General features: G+C 62.1%; 10 protein-coding genes. 4 read left to right on the top strand and 6 right to left on the bottom strand.

Features of this window, described 5'->3' with window-relative positions:
- The first annotated feature begins 600 nt into the window (after positions 1-600).
- Together HKK72_RS26765 and HKK72_RS26770 are read left to right on the top strand one after the other, a co-directional pair.
- Entirely contained in the window at positions 601-1,551 is a 951-nt protein-coding gene (locus HKK72_RS26765; protein WP_187237197.1) for a hypothetical protein, read from the top strand.
- A gap of 851 nt (positions 1,552-2,402) precedes the next feature.
- The gene (locus tag HKK72_RS26770) at positions 2,403-3,161 is read left to right on the top strand and encodes a DUF6193 family natural product biosynthesis protein (RefSeq protein WP_187237198.1); all 759 of its coding nucleotides are present in this window, start codon (positions 2,403-2,405) and stop codon (positions 3,159-3,161) included.
- Between the two features lie 273 nt (positions 3,162-3,434).
- Here the strand turns inward: HKK72_RS26770 and HKK72_RS26775 are convergent, their stop codons facing one another.
- Complete coding sequence (locus HKK72_RS26775; RefSeq protein ID WP_187237199.1) at positions 3,435-4,709, bottom strand: hypothetical protein; 1,275 nt, start codon at positions 4,707-4,709, stop codon at positions 3,435-3,437.
- Entirely contained in the window at positions 4,702-5,265 is a 564-nt protein-coding gene (locus HKK72_RS26780; protein ID WP_187237200.1) for a DUF4365 domain-containing protein, read from the bottom strand. Before HKK72_RS26780 ends, HKK72_RS26775 begins: the two co-directional genes overlap by 8 nt.
- A 1,048-nt stretch (positions 5,266-6,313) precedes the next feature.
- Between HKK72_RS26780 and HKK72_RS26785 the strand changes: the two genes are divergently transcribed.
- Positions 6,314-8,026 carry a DUF4429 domain-containing protein gene (locus tag HKK72_RS26785; protein ID WP_187237201.1) on the top strand — a complete coding sequence of 571 codons (1,713 nt, stop codon included), beginning with the start codon at positions 6,314-6,316 and terminating at the stop codon, positions 8,024-8,026.
- A 167-nt stretch (positions 8,027-8,193) separates the two neighbouring features.
- On the opposite strand, the gene HKK72_RS26790 is transcribed toward HKK72_RS26785, so the two are convergent.
- The 3 genes from HKK72_RS26790 to HKK72_RS26800 form a co-directional block, all read right to left on the bottom strand.
- Entirely contained in the window at positions 8,194-9,336 is a 1,143-nt protein-coding gene (locus tag HKK72_RS26790) for a pentapeptide repeat-containing protein (protein ID WP_187237202.1), read from the bottom strand.
- A 554-nt stretch (positions 9,337-9,890) separates the two neighbouring features.
- Positions 9,891-10,736, bottom strand: a complete 846-nt coding sequence (locus HKK72_RS26795) for a PIN domain-containing protein (protein WP_187237203.1) — start codon at positions 10,734-10,736, stop codon at positions 9,891-9,893.
- 785 nt (positions 10,737-11,521) lie between these two features.
- Positions 11,522-11,992 (bottom strand): hypothetical protein, encoded by a 471-nt coding sequence (locus HKK72_RS26800; RefSeq protein WP_187237204.1) that lies wholly within the window; start codon positions 11,990-11,992, stop codon positions 11,522-11,524.
- Between the two features lie 957 nt (positions 11,993-12,949).
- Between HKK72_RS26800 and HKK72_RS26805 the strand changes: the two genes are divergently transcribed.
- Positions 12,950-14,959 carry a WD40 repeat domain-containing serine/threonine protein kinase gene (locus HKK72_RS26805; RefSeq protein ID WP_187237205.1) on the top strand — a complete coding sequence of 670 codons (2,010 nt, stop codon included), beginning with the start codon at positions 12,950-12,952 and terminating at the stop codon, positions 14,957-14,959.
- A gap of 223 nt (positions 14,960-15,182) precedes the next feature.
- Here the strand turns inward: HKK72_RS26805 and HKK72_RS26810 are convergent, their stop codons facing one another.
- Positions 15,183-15,554, bottom strand: coding sequence for an ACT domain-containing protein (locus HKK72_RS26810; RefSeq protein ID WP_187237206.1), 372 nt, complete (start codon positions 15,552-15,554; stop codon positions 15,183-15,185).
- Between the last annotated feature and the right edge of the window lie 75 nt (positions 15,555-15,629).

The following is a 15,629-nucleotide window of genomic DNA, read 5'->3' on the forward strand; positions in this document are numbered from 1 at the left end:
CAGGGTGAGGAGGGGGCAGTACGGGTCACTCGCGAGTATGTTCCCGGGCAGGTCAACGACCCTGGCGGTGAAGATCGGTCTGCTTCCCAAGCTAATAGCGCGGGTTAGATTCCCGTCACCCGCTCCACAGCGAAGGCCCAGGCCAGGGACATGATCCCCAGCTTGGGCGAGCTCGATCACTGTTTGGCCATCCTTGGGGGATGTGTTCCATGGCGGTGAGCCTCCCGGTTTCGTGGGATGTCCCGGAGGCGCCCGCTAGGAAACAGTGACAGCAACAGCAGCAAGCGACCCCAGCCACGCCGCACGCCCACAGCCGTTCCACCTCGGTCAACGGCGCCCCGGCAGAGACTTTGATATCGCTGAAAAGCGGAAGGTCGGCGGTTCGACCCTGCCCCTGCCCACACTCTCTGATCAGTTAAAACGCCCCTGGGGCAAGATCGTGTCCGGGGCGTTGAGACGACAGTAGTGAATACAACGAGCGTAGCCGAGGGCATTTGAACCGATCGACCCTCTCCCCGTCCTTGGCCATGGCCAAGCGGCGCCGGAGCGCCAAAACCTGCTGTCCACACCCATCGGCTGCGTTCGTGGGACGATGGCTCGATGACGACGGTCGAGGATGCGTTTAGGTGGGCGCGCATCCATGCCGTGCGCCACATGGCTGCGTGCGAGCAGGCCGGTATGCGATGGGGCGAGACGTCGATCACCGAGGTCGTGACCTCCCGTGCGGCCAAAGCTATGACCGTCATGCCCTTCACTCAGCGAGCCGAAGCCCTCAGCGGTGCTGACTGGGTCTGGTGGTGGGTGGACAGCCGCGGCGCGTACGGGATGCTCGTCCAGGCTAAGCGCGTGACCGTGAGCTGGGGCAAGTGGAAGTTCGACTTCAACTACCCGGATGGCACAGGCACTCAGCGCTCCACCCTTATGTCAGCGGCGGCGACCTTGGATCTGCTGCCGGTCTATGCGCTCTATCTCGGGACCGGCGACTATCGGAGTTGGGAGCCCCGCACAAGTGGGCACCGGAGCGGACGCTGCCTCCAGTGCGTCAAGCGTTCAGTCTCCTTGATGCCGGCCCTACTCGCCGAAGCGCTCGTGGTGGACGATGCGGCGTCGACCTATGAGCGGTCGGTGGCGCTTGAGGACTTGTGGGAACCGTCCACGACTGATGCGCTGATCATCCCGGCGATTCAGGAGCAACTGGCACCAGAGCTGTCAGAGTTTCTGACGAACCGGCAAGACGGTTCGCGCGCTGTTACCCGTTCAATGATCGACCGCGTGCTACGCGTTCGCTTCGGAGAGTTTAGCGCCGCAACCAGAGGTGATTCGGAGGTGCGTCAAGGTGGCACACATGACCGTCTTGGCCCGGTCTTCAGCCGCGTGCCAGCCGACACCGGCCACTGGGGAATGAGCTATTTCGAGCACATGCTCACCCCTCTACTCCACGCTCCGCCCAGGTATGTCCTGGAGGTCATGTCCGGCGACTTCGTCGAGGACAGCTTGGCTGCGGAGATGCCCGCTAACGTCGCTGGCATTGTAGCCGTGCGATTCCCTTAGAACGGCTGAACGCCCTTCGCCCACTGTTTCAACCAATCGCCTCGAATGCACATGGCGTCGCGGACAGCCGGTTGATCGCCGCCGCCTTTAACGTGAGGAGTCCGGGACTTCACGATCGGTAAGGAGATCCCCTGGGAGTTGCCGGACGCTACGAGGTTCGAGGTGCTCAAGGTCGAGGGCGAGTTCATCCGAGTCCTGCGAGCCAACGATCCGGCCATCGGCTACAACCGGACCCACCGGCCACGACCAAATCAGGTCCGTCGATCGCCACGCCGGGGTTGAGGCCTGAACGGGGCCGGGGGCAATCGCTGCCGCGCGGCTGCCGGTGCTCGGGCCGTGGCCGGCCCTGCGCTCTGGGTCCGTTTGCCCTCGGATTGGGCGGGTGCCGCCGCAGGACAAGAGAACTTTTGTACAGCACGCGATACAGCAACAGCCCCACACAACGGCTTACGCAGCCTTCCAGCAGCACACGCCGCCACGTGGGAGAGGACCGTGAAGGACCAGGAGTGCCGATAGTTCGCATCGAGAGGGTCACTCAGACGGCGGACGCTCAAGACGATCGCCGTGCCGGCGGCGGTCCGTCATGGCTGGGGGCGATCGCTGCCGCGCGGCTTCCGGTGCTCGGGCCGTGGCCGGCCCTGCGCTCCGGGTCCGCTTGCCACCGGACACCAGGCTTCCCGCCGTTCGGGTACTGCTAACGCTCCTGCTAACAACGGCTCTGGATAGCCGCTGACGGACCTGGACGGCCCAGCCATCTAGCAGCAGGTCAGCAGACGTTTGTGAACGGTCCTGGACGTCTTCGATCTTGCTACGGATCAGGTGGCTCGGTCTTGTGCGGGAGACTCAGGGGCATGACGACCTTCCCAGATCCGGCCGAGCTCTATCCTGATGTGGCCGCCAAGGGCAGTCTCGCCGCAGCGTTGCAGGACGTAGCCGAGGAGCAAGGACTCGTGCTCGGTGATGTTGTCTCCGACGAGAGGCAACCGCTGCTCTACGCCAGCGTCCCGAGTGAGACACCGCTTCGCGAGGCGCTCATCGTCAGCGCCGGGCACGTCAGTCGATACTGGTTGACCAAGGGTTGGGGCCAAGGCATCTGGCTGGTGACCGGCAAGTCGCGGACGCTGCCGGAGGTGGCTAGGGCAGCTCAGGCCTGGCGGAATGGGGTGCGCCTACGCGATATTCGGCGGTTGGTGCCGTTCGTGGAACTGACCGGGCTGGCTGAGGCCGCTGAGCAAGGGCCGGCGTACGTGGTGGCTGTGCAGTGGCAGACGATGCGGCAGGAAGCGGAGGAAGCGAACTGGTCGGAATACCGTGCGCTAATCGAAGCCGCCCAAGCCGAGCCGAAGCTACGGCAGCTGTACCCCTACACAAGCCACTGGACATTGCGATTCTCGACCACCACCGGGTATCCCTTCTCACCCGACCCGGTGTGCCTGCATGCAACCCGCAGGGGACGTTACATTGTCAGCCAGTCCTGGCTGGGAGCCGTTCTCGCGGAAACCACGACAGCCGCGGAAGCGGTAGCGTTGGCTGTCAGCTATCTGTCGGCCGACATCGGCCCAGCCGTGGCCGGGACATACAAGGCGCAAGGAACGCCCCACCACCCATAGGGACCGTGCAATTCGGGTTCTGTGGGGCCCAACTTGCTAACAGTGGTGCTAACGGCGGGTCTGGAGGGGCCTGGACGACGGTGGACCGCGCGACGGTTGCGGGGCAGGTCAGCAGTCAACTGTGGACGAGTGTGGACGTTGCTCGTTTGGCTCGTAATAAATAGCGCAGTGTCGCCGAACCAAAAAGAGAGCTATGCGGCGCAGGATTGCATCGTGTAGCTACCGGGCCATGCAACGCATTATTGCAACGTACGCCGGTCGACGAATAATTTGCTAAGCGCTGCTATTGCCTAGTTCATCCGATTCGGTATGGAGCACTTCAAAAAGTGGTTGATTCGCTAGCGGGGGGACAGGTGGATCGGGTGCGCCCCATTGCATCAGGTCTTCGATCGGACCTAGGACCCCGTCCAGTTGAGCATTGTAAAGCCAGTTCAGATTACCCTCGCGAGTGAGCATTCCACTCATTGTCACAGCGAATTCTTCACGATGTGCCAGAACCGCCTGATCATAATCTTCGGATGAATCCATGCGTACCCGAAGTTTCCTTGGCTCTACGCTGCCAAATGTCTCAATACCCACCACGCCAGGCCCGCCAGCCTGTTTCCTAGTAAGCAGATGGACGCGCCCTATTACGCTTATCTGGCGAGGCGCTTCCGGAGAGACCAAGCGAGTGGAGACCTTTTCCAGAACTTCAGCATCACTGCCTCTAAATGAAAACGTAACGCTTTCGCCAGGCTGAGGACCAGAGGCTAGAGGGTCCCATTCGATAGTTATATCGGCACCATCAGAATTGCTGGTCATCCCAGTAAGCGCTTTAGTCATCTCATAGGAAACGCCGAGAGCTATACCGTCATCGAATGCGGCGTAAGAGCCCGTGCCTCGGTAATGCTCTATTGCCTCCGTGGTAGCCTCAAGAGCTTTAGAGACCGACACGCTAATATAGCGCCCAGTAGCAACACTTACACCCTCAAAGCTCATGCCGTCGTGCGGACCGCCTTTTATCGGCACGGCAGCGTCGGTCGGAGCATATGCCGTAACTACATAGCTGCCTGGCGCGGTTTGGCCCATGAGCAATGTTTCAAGATACCGTTTCGCAAATTGCCCGAGCCGATTTCCAAAGTAGCGTGCAGGTTCCAAATACGATTTAGCACCTGCAAGGAGCGATTGCCTTGCAGATGTGATAAGGTCCTCGCCGGTAGGCCACGAGATTAGGCCACTTGGTGCCGCCGACTCCTTGCGGAAGCTAAAGCGATCCGTTGTTTGGATAGACAATCGGGGAGCGATAACCTGGACCCAATTCTCTCGATGAGGAGGCGACGCAAGTTCTTTGATGGCGACCGACATTTGATCCGTGTAGTCAGGCGCGCTTTTATCAAGGGGTATTATTAAACCGCCATACAGCGCACTGGACTGCTGCCCAGGCGGAGAGAACCGGTTGTACGCCCCTCGTCGCCCGCCAACTAGCTGCCATCCTGCATCCGATAGAAGCACGGTAAGCTTCTCTGGATCTACTTGATCTGGACTCGGCGTAGACAGCGAATCACTCACGAAGGGACTCTCCTCTGTCTAGGCGATCCAGGATTGATGTCAGAGCTTCCGCATTGAAGACGTTAGCAGTAGGAATTCGTACCGTGGGATATTTTACTCCATCCGCTACTGAAAGACCTTCCAAGCTTTGCCAGTAGCAGCAGTACTTCACTTGCAGTCGATCGTGGTTGCCATTTGTCCAAGAAGCTTGCTTGGGACTGGTCGTCATAACGACAAGTATAGCTTTTGGCCATTTTCGCAACTTCGCCAGATGATCCCAATATTCACGCTTCTTGAATTGATAGCTAAAAAAGTCCTTCGTCGGGTCCGGTTTTATCGTTGTCGTGTTCTTTAGCTGAGCGTAGATCGACACCTCTTCGTCCGTTGCTACCAGCGGGGGGCGGACCAGTAGGACATCTACACCATAGTTATCGCGATCGATGCGGTTGAAGCCACAGCCGACAGTTGCCGCAATACTAGCAACATATCCTTCCTGTAGTTGCTCCATACAGGCGGTGAAGTTGGAATCTAATACTGGCCTAATCGTGCCAACGTCATTCAACTCAGCCTGCGACACTTCGCCTCCTGCTGGACAATGAGGTCTAAAGTAGGGTACGTCGCCACTCTATGGACGTAAAGGGGTATAGCAGGAGCGTTATCTATCTGTGTAGTAGCAATAGGCGAGCGCTTCAAGGTGTGATCTGGGCCGCTGCTGGTGACCTACGCCCGAGGACCTCCCAGCAGTGCGGTGAACCCGTCCTCCTCTACGCAGCAAGTCCCCGGTGTCGCGGACCGCGTCAAGAGCACCTACGGCGTCGCTACGCGATCGGCTAAGCCGACCCTTGACCCGCAGCTGCGGGCCGCTGCTGAATGTCAGCGTATGGGTGGAATCAGCGAAGAACGCCCTTATGGCCGGAGATGGTCACGGAATCTTGAGGGCGATGCTTGTGGTTTTGCAGGCAGGAGGTAACGCTTCGCTGGCTGGACACATCCACATGGCTCACGGATCTACGCGGGATAGCCGGCAGCGCTCACGGACGGGTGCGCGGCCTTAGCGCGGGTCAGCAGGTGAGCGCAGATGCGATCATCGACCCTCTGTAAAACCATCGGCCGTGCCAGTTAGGACGGACGATCACGGGCGTGGACGAGCACTACCGAAAGCTACCGCCTCGGTACCGGTCAGCGACACTGAGGGTCACCGACAGTGATTCGCCAAACTGATGTTCAAGGCGATCGCCGTGGGTGGCTGGGCAGCGTCCAGGGCCGGGGCTCTCGCTGCCGCCCTCGCTTCCGTTCCTCGGGCCGTGGCCGGCCCTGCGGTACGGGTCAGGGTTGCCACCGGATAAGTCTGGTCCTGCTGCCCTGCGATCGTGCCCAGAGCATGCCCGGAGAGGCAGTGACACGCGGGTGTCCACGGGGACTCATGGGACGAAATGCAGAACGGCCCCTGCCTGGTCTGCCCAGGTCAGGGGCCGTTCCATGTGGTGTGGCGGGTGTTGGGTTCGAACCAACGTAGGCTGAGCCGACGGTTTTACAGCCTTCAGCGTGCGTGCCACATCTGGCCACGGACAGAGCGAGTCGCAAGAAGTACTCACGGCTGCGTTGGCTGAGCCATACTGACGGCTATGGCGGAGTATGAAGGTTATAACGGACGAATCGTCCTCGACGACCAGGCGCTACTTCTGATCCGCCGCGGAGTTAAAGCCAGGGTCTCTGGCCTTGGGGAGGGGACCCGGCGTATCCCGTTCCAAGCCCTTTCCGATATCCGTTTCAAGGATGCCGGACGCCTCGTTAACGGATACCTACAGCTCGGCCTCGCTGGTGTCGAACCAAAGAAGATCACGAGCGCGAACGCCGCCGCCGACCCGGACACTGTGCTCTTTGTGTGGAAGAGGCGCGAGGAGTTCCATCAACTCTACGCGTGGCTGCAGCACGTTGTAGAGGTCAACCAGTCGTCTGGAATCGATCCGTCCACCGTGCCCTACGACGCCGCTACAGCCGGCAGGGCAATCGAGATCACTGATAGGCCGACAAACGCCCCGCGAGGTAGGGTTACCAGTCGGCATGTCACTCCGTCTTCGTGGCCTGTGGTGAACCCCGTGGAAACGACGCCTGAGCGCCTGCCTCACCTGGTCGCTGCACCAGCGTGGTTGCCCGGAGACATCGAGGTCGAGGTCGGGGGAGAGGCTCACCGCCGGGAATCGGTCAGCGCTGCCGCAACCGACCCGGGAACAAACGGCGTACGGGCCGCCGTGCTGGTGCCGGAACCGCCAGCTTCCAAGTACCCCGACGCGGTGGCCGTTTATGTACAGACATATCTGGTGGGTTACCTCGCTAAGGAGATCAGCAACCAAGTACATAGGGCGGTGCTGAACTTCGCAGCCTCCCGAGGAGGACAACTGCCCTCTTGCCCAGCGGAGTTCTACGAGAACTTCGGTGGCAAACAAGCCCTGCTTCTACTCGATCCCCACCCTCTGGGCCTCCCACCTGCCCTGTTCAGCCACGAACCCGAACTGGCCAAGACAGTCGAGAGGCTCCTTAGCCAACTCGACCAACCCTCACCGCCTCTTCAAGGCCGCCACGACGCCGCACGTCAGACCCTCGTGGTAGCCATGGTCGAGTGCTCAGCAGCAACCGACACCCGGTCAGACGAACGTCCCGCCGGCATATGGCCACGACTGGAATACACGGTCAAGAAGATCATCCGCCAGATGGAGCGTACGTCTGACCCGCAAGTGGCAGACGCATGGCTCACCCTCGCCCGATGCACGCGCTTCCAGAAGGGCAGACGCGACGACACACTGACCGCCTACATCAACTGCCTGCAATCCGACAGCGGCAACACCGACGCATGGTCAGAACTCTTTGAGTACGTCTGCTCAGCACCACACGTTCCCATGCTGGTGAACCTTTACCAACGCGTGCCATTGCAGGTCCGGCCGACTATTGCAGAGCATCTCCTTGCCGTCTCCTATGGTATTGACCGCCACGGAAACCTCAGCACCCATGGTGGAACGCGACTACGCGCCACGCTGAAGAACTTGGCTATTACCCAGCAGGACCACGGCACCATTGCGCTTCTTTCCGCTGACGCAGGGCGACGCGCGGAAAAAGCTGGTGACCAGGACGCTGCCATCGCCGCCTACAGGGAAGCCATCATTGCAGGTAGCACCGACTCCAAAATGGCCGACCGGCTCAGCATCTGGCTCGTCAAGCAAGGTCTGTACGCCGAGGCCGCCGCCGCACTCACACAAGCGCTGCAGCAGCCTCCCGAGATGGCCAGCACGCGAGAGCGTCTAGAGAAACGTCTGCAGCGCTGCCAGCGGGCACTTGGGTAACCCTCTCAGCAGTCGCCACTCAGCCGAGCATTGCCCGTCGCCAACCGCAAAAGACTCCCAGCAACCCATCGTGGACGGCTACGCACTGCTGAGGTGAGTGATCACTACGCTATGGATCGTCGTGGGCACACGCGGGAAGCGATGGCCTGCCTAGGCATCGTGCTGCTTTAGTAAGGGTATTTCTCGGCGAGGCGTTCAAGTTTCACATGCGAGAAGCCGTCGGTAGCTTCTGCCTCATAGAAGTCGATTCCATTCGCTGCTTGAACTCCGTCAAAGAATAGTAGATCACCGAAGCGGCAGGCTATGAAGCCCGCATAGCTTAGGAAGCGTGCTTTCCTAAAGTCTGCCTCGTGCTTAAAGGTTGCATTTTCAAAGGTCGTGTCGTCGCAGAATGTCGAATCGCCGAATTCCCCGTACTCTATAGCAGTGGAAGCGAAGCTGGCACCTCCTCTGAATATACTCCCGGCGAAAAAGGGACCTCCGTAAAATTTTGACCTACCGAAGCTGACATATTTCTCAAAGTGTGTTTGTTGGAAGCTTGTGATTGTTTCGAAGTCGCAGTCCACGAAGGACGCATCTCCCAGGAAGTGAGCTCCATCGAAGGACGCATCACATACTTGGCAGCCACGAAAATAGAAATCAACGAGTCGTGCACCTTTCAAGTCTATGTTAATAGTAGGCCAGAAAGCTTCCCCTTCTGCGCATAGATGGTCGAAAAGGAAGTTTTGAGCTTCAAGCTGCATCGATCCAAGGCGGTCGGCACGCATTGCGCGGCAGATCATGTTGATCGCACGTTGGCGGGCCTCTGGATAGTGGTTGCCAATGTCGCTCAGACTGTCTAGCGCATTGCCTCGTAGCAGGTCGTCGTCCGAGACGAGGTTCCGCTGTGCCTCAGCGAGGCTCGCTAGTATTATCTCTTTGTTCGAGTTAATGAAGGTGCCCGGGAAGTCCTGTTGAATTCTCGCGGAGGTGGAGGGCTCTTTGTCGTGTGCATCGTCAAAGGACGATATCCATTCTTCGTGAGTTGATTTGATCGCCTTCAAGTGTTCCGTCGTGTAATAGTTCACCTGGTCGTCGATCTGTTTGTGGTGTCTCCTGCAGAGCAGGATCAAGTTTTCATGGGAATTGACTCTCTCGACCACCCCGCCGCGCGGGCCGTTTACCGACTTCCCGACAATATGCGCCTCCTCGCCAAAGACGGAGGGGTCATCGCTCTCCGTGCCCTCGGTAATAAGCTGCACTTTGCACATCGAGCACCGACCCCCTGCTTTGACCCAGAGAATCTTGCGTGTGCGATCACTTATCGGCATGCAGGAATGCTACGCCGTTGGCGCCATCGCAGGCGGCAATGTCGGATTGGACAGGCCTCCCGCCCCCGACTGGCCCGTGGCCGGTCTAGATCCCCCGGCTCCGCTTGTCGCAGAAGACGCTGTGTAGCCTGGCTTGCTAACGGTGGTGCTAGCGGCGGATCGGGACGGGCCGGATCACGGTGCACCGTGCGAGGGTTCCGCAGCAGGTCATCAGCCAACCGTGGACGGCCGTGGATCTTTCCCGCTTCGCTCGGAATGAACAGGTCAGCGCGGTTGCCGCCGTGCCATTAACGTGCCATTAAGGTCGGTGATCAAGGGGCAGCAGCGGTCACTCAGGGAGCGATCGTCGAGCAGGTCAGCGCCCGTGACGGCCGGGAACGGTCTGCTTCCCGAGCTGACAGCATGCGTACGACGGATAATCGAGCGCTCCACTGGGGGCCCGCAGCCGGGCCCTCGTGAGCCGGAGCACTTGCCCGCGCGCCCTGCTCTGTCACCGCGTCGCGACATCCGTGCGGACGAGCGCTCCGGACCGATGGATCTTGCACCATCCGTACCTAGTTACTGTTGGGTTCCTCTCCGTGGGGCGGATCAGGAAGTTTCTTGCAGGAGAGGGTCCGGGCCCGCGCTCGCATCGACTGGCCGGTGTCGTAGGTCAGCACCGTAACGGGCTGTGTTGCCAGTCCGTTGACCGAGTAAGCCTGATCCACAATCTCGTCGTCGTCGCCCGGAAGACGGACATGGCCGGGCGGATCAAGGAGCACCTCGACGGTTACGCATCCCCGCCCAGGTTCGTACCCTTGCTCGCGAAGTACCCCTGTCTGTGTCGGGTCGGGCAGAACACGATCCAATACAGCCGTGCTGTAGCGGGCCCGCCACCGGGTCTCCTTCTTGGACGCCTCCTTGAGCCGGTCGAGCTCGTCGACCACAGCCATCGGGATGACAATGTGCAGAGGCTCGCCTTCGGCCAGTTGGAGCAGTGGCGCCAGATCCCACTCCTCCACCTTGTCGTGGCGGATGAACATGGACGTGTCGGGGATAGCGATCCGGACTGACTCCCACCGGGAAATCTGATCCTGGAGCGCGATGTAGAGCGCGTCCAACTCGGTCTTACGGGCTTGCACCTCAGTGTTAATAGTGCTGGTCGTCGCGTTTGCGAGCGGCGTAGCCATCGACTGGATGTGCCAGAACGCGGACGTCATGATGAGCCGGTTTTGTTCGGCGGACGGTAGAGCGCTTCGAAGGGCACGGACGGATTCGTTTGCCCAGTGGAGGTACGCCTCACGGCGGTCGACGGGCCCGCCGAAATGGCCGGTACTGAGGTTGCCAACGTCGGTACGCGTCCGCTGGAGGGGTTCGAGGACGGATGCCGGCGTGGCGCCCGGCAATAGTCGTAGCAGCACTCTGAGAGCTTCTCAGAATATGGCATGCGCTGCATCTGGTTATGCTCGCAGAGGGGTGCTACGACACAGCCCGTGCATGCAACTCCACTAGGGCTTGCGTCAGCTGATGTTGGTGTCACATCAAGCAGGCCCACCACGGGATATTCACGGGATGACCAGCTCGGAGATAGCCCTCCCGAGATTAGTTCGCCCAGGTCAACAGGCTAATCCAATAAGAAGCATCACTGGATTCCTAAACCGTGTGCCGCAGGTTCGATTCCTGCCGGGGGCACCCTCCACGAGCAGCGAAGACCCTACCTAACCAGCGGAAACGCCGGACGGTAGGGTCTTCTTGTGTGCAGCCAGGTGCCGCTCGTTGCCGCTGTGAGCCACTGTCTGTGGGCAGGGCGTGGGCACGGTCGCAGGCAGGCTGCCCACCGCGCGTCAATCGGCCCGTTCGTTGCCAAGCACCTGGTCGATGCGCTCGAACCATGTGTTGTCGGAGCCGTCGAGGATCTGTGAGTACGTCCGACTCACGATCTGACCGCTGCCCGATCTCACGGCCTACTCCACGCGCTGACCAGCACCAGCGTGATGATTCCCGCACCACATCGAGAGTGACCACTATCCAGGATGAAAAGGCTGTAGAAAGCGTTCCGGGCGCTGCGTGGCAGCTTGTAGACGACATCGACATGGGGATTGGGTGTTCGCCGGAGGGTCGGCGTCGTCGCGCGAGAGCGTTCCCGCATGTGGACCACGCCGACACTCGGGCTGACTAACTCATTCGGAGTGGTGGACGAGGATGGCTAGTCCACTTCGGTGGGGACGAGGCCGTTGCTGTGCGCCGAGCCCTCAAAGCCCAATGCGTGCTGAGTGATAGTGAAGGTCTCGTCGCCGGTCATGGGGATCGGCCGTGGCGGGTCGCCAGCCCACAGATTGCACGAGCCGGTGCTGCCGTCCGGACCCTCGCACATTTCGACGGTCATGAATCCATTCTGCGGATCGACGTTGTGCGGGAAACTCGTCATTGCCACCACCCTGTCTTCGGCCCACACGGCGTAGTCCGGGGGCATCGTGAAGTTCGCGGGCAACGGAGCGGTGAACTTCAAGGTGATGATGGCGACGCTGCCGGGTGCGCTCTCAGGGGGCGTGCGGTCGATGGTCGCGCTGTGCAGGGTGGGAGTGGCGAGGCGCTCGGCAGTCGCCGCCTGCGCGGCGGCGGGCGAGCCGGCAAGCAGGAGCGTACCGGCCAGCAGTACCGCACCCAGCCTGCGCATCGTGCGCAGTGTCGTACTCAACGCTTGTGCCTCCTCTACCTCGGGGCGGGTCGGTTTCGGAGAGCTAGCTCTGCCCCCTAGACACGCGAAGCCGGAAAGATCGGTTCATTACCTTGCTGTGACCATCGTCACAATCGCAGCGTTCCCAACATCGAGCCTGCGTGCTCGAGCCGTGCTGACCAGCGCACGCCGCTGTCACGCGAGGCTGCACAGGCCCGGTGCATGCGCGGTCGCGCAACTGGAGACCCGGCGTATTCTGCGCAAACTTTGCTGCCGCCCGCACATGGCCGAGCGGCTCGCCAGGGCCGGCCACGTCCTTCAAGACCGCGAGATCCACGCAGCCGCAGGATGAAAAAGGCTGCGTGTGCGCGCTGCCGAGTCGAGAAAGAGGGCAGGGCGTGGGCATAGCCTCCGATACTTGCGAGAGTGCGCAGGTCAAGGCCCTACACGGCAAACCGTTCCTGAACCGTGTGCCGCAGGTTCGATTCCTGCCGGGGGCACCCCAGATGACCACCAGAAACCCCGGCTGACCAGCCAGAACATAGGTCGCCGGGGTTTCGCACGTGTGCAGCCGGATGTCACCCGCAGCAGTCCTCAGCCGGTGGTCACGGGATATACGCGGGATGAGACGACGGGCAACGGCCCAGGTCAGCGCCCAAAAGAGAAGGGCCCCGGGATGAACCGGAGCGAGCCCTTCGAGCGCAGTCAAGACAGTGCCCTGGCGAAACCTCGCGGCCCGACCCGGTCGACGATCCGGTCTACGGCCGACTTCGAGAAGTTGTGACCGCGGCCCAGGACACCATGAGCCGACGGTCTGGAGATGACGGGGCAGGCATTGATGGCTTCGTTCGCGAGAACGAGCACCATTGAGGCCGGTGGCTCGTCTCTGCGCGATTCAGTTCACGGAAGGGGAAACCTGGATCCTAGCCGCGCATCCCTGATGGAATGTAGCGGTTGGTGATCTTTCCTTGGGTGTGGGCAGGGCTGGAGGTGACGGTGCAGCGGAAGGTGAAACTGGCCGGCCGGTACTGGCTGGAGGAGCCGCTGGGCCGGGGCGGGATGGGCGAGGTGTGGCGCGCGGTCGATCTGCGGCTGCGCCGTCCGGTCGCTGTCAAGATCCTTCCGTTGACGATCGCGGCGGAGCCGACCGGGGTGGCCCGATTTCGGCGGGAGGCCGAGATCGCCGCGACGTTGGACCATCCGGGTATCACCACGGTGTTCGACATCGACGAACACCGGGTTGGGGACGAGCGCTGGCTGTTTCTGGTGATGGAGCTGATGGTCGGCCGCGACCTGCGCCACCTACTCACCGCCAGTCCCAAGGGCCTGCCGATCGAGCAGGTGAAGGAGTTGGCCGTGCAGGTCACCGATGCGCTCGCCGCCGCCCACCGCCGTGGCGTGGTGCACCGTGACATCAAACCGGCCAACCTGTTCCTGCTGGAGGAGGGCCGGGTGAAGATCTGCGACTTCGGGATCGCCCGCCTCGCCGACGCCACAAAGATCACCGCCACCGGCTCATCGGCGGGGACCCCCCTGTACATGGCGCCGGAGCAGATCCAGGGCCGGAAGGTGGACCACCGCACCGACCTGTACGCCCTCGGCTGCGTCCTGTACGAACTGCTCACCGGCACCACCTGGGTGGAGACCAGCTCCGGTGTCGCCGCGATCCTCTACCAGCACCTCGACCAGCCCCCAGCGCCACCGAAATCGTTGCACCCGCAGATCCCCGACCATCTCGACACGCTGGTGCTGGACCTGCTGGCCAAACGACCCGATGACCGGCCCCAGGACGCCGCGTCCGTCGCCGAGCGCCTACGCCACTTCCCTGACGAGCCGCATCAGGAGCGAGGGAGCCGGCCGCCTCCAGCAGAGGTGACCGACACCCCGGACACGCCTGCGGCGGACCGGACACCGCCCCTGCGTGTACGGCCGGTCGCACCACGACCAGAGCAGGCCACCACCGCGACAGCGATGACGTCCCCGCCCGCCCCGGTCCGGATCCGGCGCCGCACCGTTCTCTTCGGCGGTCTCGGAACAGCCGCCCTCGCCGGCGTCCCCGCGGCATGGCTGCTGCTAGACACCGAATCCAGCCCCCACATCACCCTCGCCGGTCACACCGACGACGTCTCTTCGGTGGCGTTCAGCCCGGACGGCAAAACCCTCGCCACCGCCAGTAACGACAGCACCGCCCGATTGTGGGATGTGGCCACCGGCCGCAACACCGCCACCCTCACCGGCCACACCAACCCGGTCTCTTCGGTGGCGTTCAGCCCGGACGGCAGAACCCTCGCCACCGCCAGTAACGACAGCACCGCCCGATTGTGGGGCGTGGCCACCGGCCGTGACGCGGGCACCCTCACCGGCCACACCGACTGGGTCTCTTCGGTGGTGTTCAGCCCGGACGGCAAAACCCTCGCCACCGGCAGCCACGACAACACCGCCCGGCTGTGGGATGTGGCCACCGGCCGCAAGACGGCCACCCTCACCGGCCGGACCAACCGGGTCTCTTCGGTGGCGTTCAGCCCGGACGGCAAAACCCTCGCCACCGCCAGTAACGACAACACCGCCCGACTGTGGGATGTGGCCACCGGCCACAACACCGTTAGCTTCACCGGCCACACCGACCGGGTCTCTTCGGTGGCGTTCAGCCCGGACGGCAAGACCCTCGCCACCGGCGGCTGGGACAACACTGCCCGGCTGTGGGATGTGGCCACCGGCCACAACACCGTTAGCTTCACCGGCCACACCGACTGGGTCTCTTCGGTAGCGTTCAGCCCGGACGGCAAAACCCTCGCCACTAGCAGCCACGACAACACCGCCCGATTGTGGGGTGTGGCCAACGGCCACAACACCGCCACCCTCACCGGCCACACCAACCCGGTCTCCTCGGTGGCGTTCAGCCCGGACGGCAAAACCCTCGCCACCGGCAGTTGGGACAACACCGCCCGGCTGTGGGAGATCAGATGACCACCACCTCACCGCCTGCCTACGTGCACTCGGAAACCAGATCTCTTCACGGAAGGACTATTTCCTGAAGAGACATGGCGTGACCCTTGCAGGCCGCGGCTGTGCTTTGCGGGGGACGTCCTCTCATCGCGGAGCGGCGCTACCGCGCTGCCCTGCGGTGTAACTCTCCGTGGGCGCCGCTTCGGCTAGATGATCTCTCGTTCTCCACTGGTGGTTCGACCGGCTAAACGTTTCGGCTGACCTCGTGTCCGGCGGCCTTGAGGGCGGTCACGGCGTCGTCCAGCCTCCGCTCTGGCACCAGCACCAGGTCGGCGTGATACGTCGACGCCGCGAACACCGGGATCCGGGCCTCGGCGAGCGGACCCACGAGTGCCGCCAGCATGCCGGTCGCCTCCAGCCCGTGCGCGGTCCCGCCACCGTAGAAACCGAACCAGCGGTCGTTCTCGGCGTAGTGCGGGGCCTCTCTGATCACGGTCAAGCCCTCGGGCGCCCGCACCAGAGCGATCCACTCGTCGTCCTCAGGGAGCGTCGCATGGGGCAGGTGCTCGACGAGAAACGGGGTAGGGACGACGGCCAGACGCTGCGAGTTGGACATGTTCCGACAAGCTAGCGGACCCAGCGGCGTAAGCCTCACGAGCCTGCGAGGCCAACCGGTCAATCTGCGCCGGCC

The sequence above is a fragment of the Actinomadura sp. HBU206391 genome, assembly GCF_014323665.1.
GTDB lineage: Bacteria > Actinomycetota > Actinomycetes > Streptosporangiales > Streptosporangiaceae > Actinomadura_C.

What these genes read in the sequence shown, in the direction of transcription:
- HKK72_RS26765 (WP_187237197.1), top strand. Translation starts at nt 601, where the DNA reads ATGACGACGGTCGAGGATGCGTTTAGGTGGGCGCGCATCCATGCCGTG.
- HKK72_RS26770 (WP_187237198.1), top strand. Translation starts at nt 2,403, where the DNA reads ATGACGACCTTCCCAGATCCGGCCGAGCTCTATCCTGATGTGGCCGCC.
- HKK72_RS26785 (WP_187237201.1), top strand. Translation starts at nt 6,314, where the DNA reads ATGGCGGAGTATGAAGGTTATAACGGACGAATCGTCCTCGACGACCAG.
- HKK72_RS26790 (WP_187237202.1), bottom strand. Translation starts at nt 9,336, where the DNA reads ATGCCGATAAGTGATCGCACACGCAAGATTCTCTGGGTCAAAGCAGGG.
- HKK72_RS26800 (WP_187237204.1), bottom strand. Translation starts at nt 11,992, where the DNA reads ATGCGCAGGCTGGGTGCGGTACTGCTGGCCGGTACGCTCCTGCTTGCC.
- HKK72_RS26810 (WP_187237206.1), bottom strand. Translation starts at nt 15,554, where the DNA reads ATGTCCAACTCGCAGCGTCTGGCCGTCGTCCCTACCCCGTTTCTCGTC.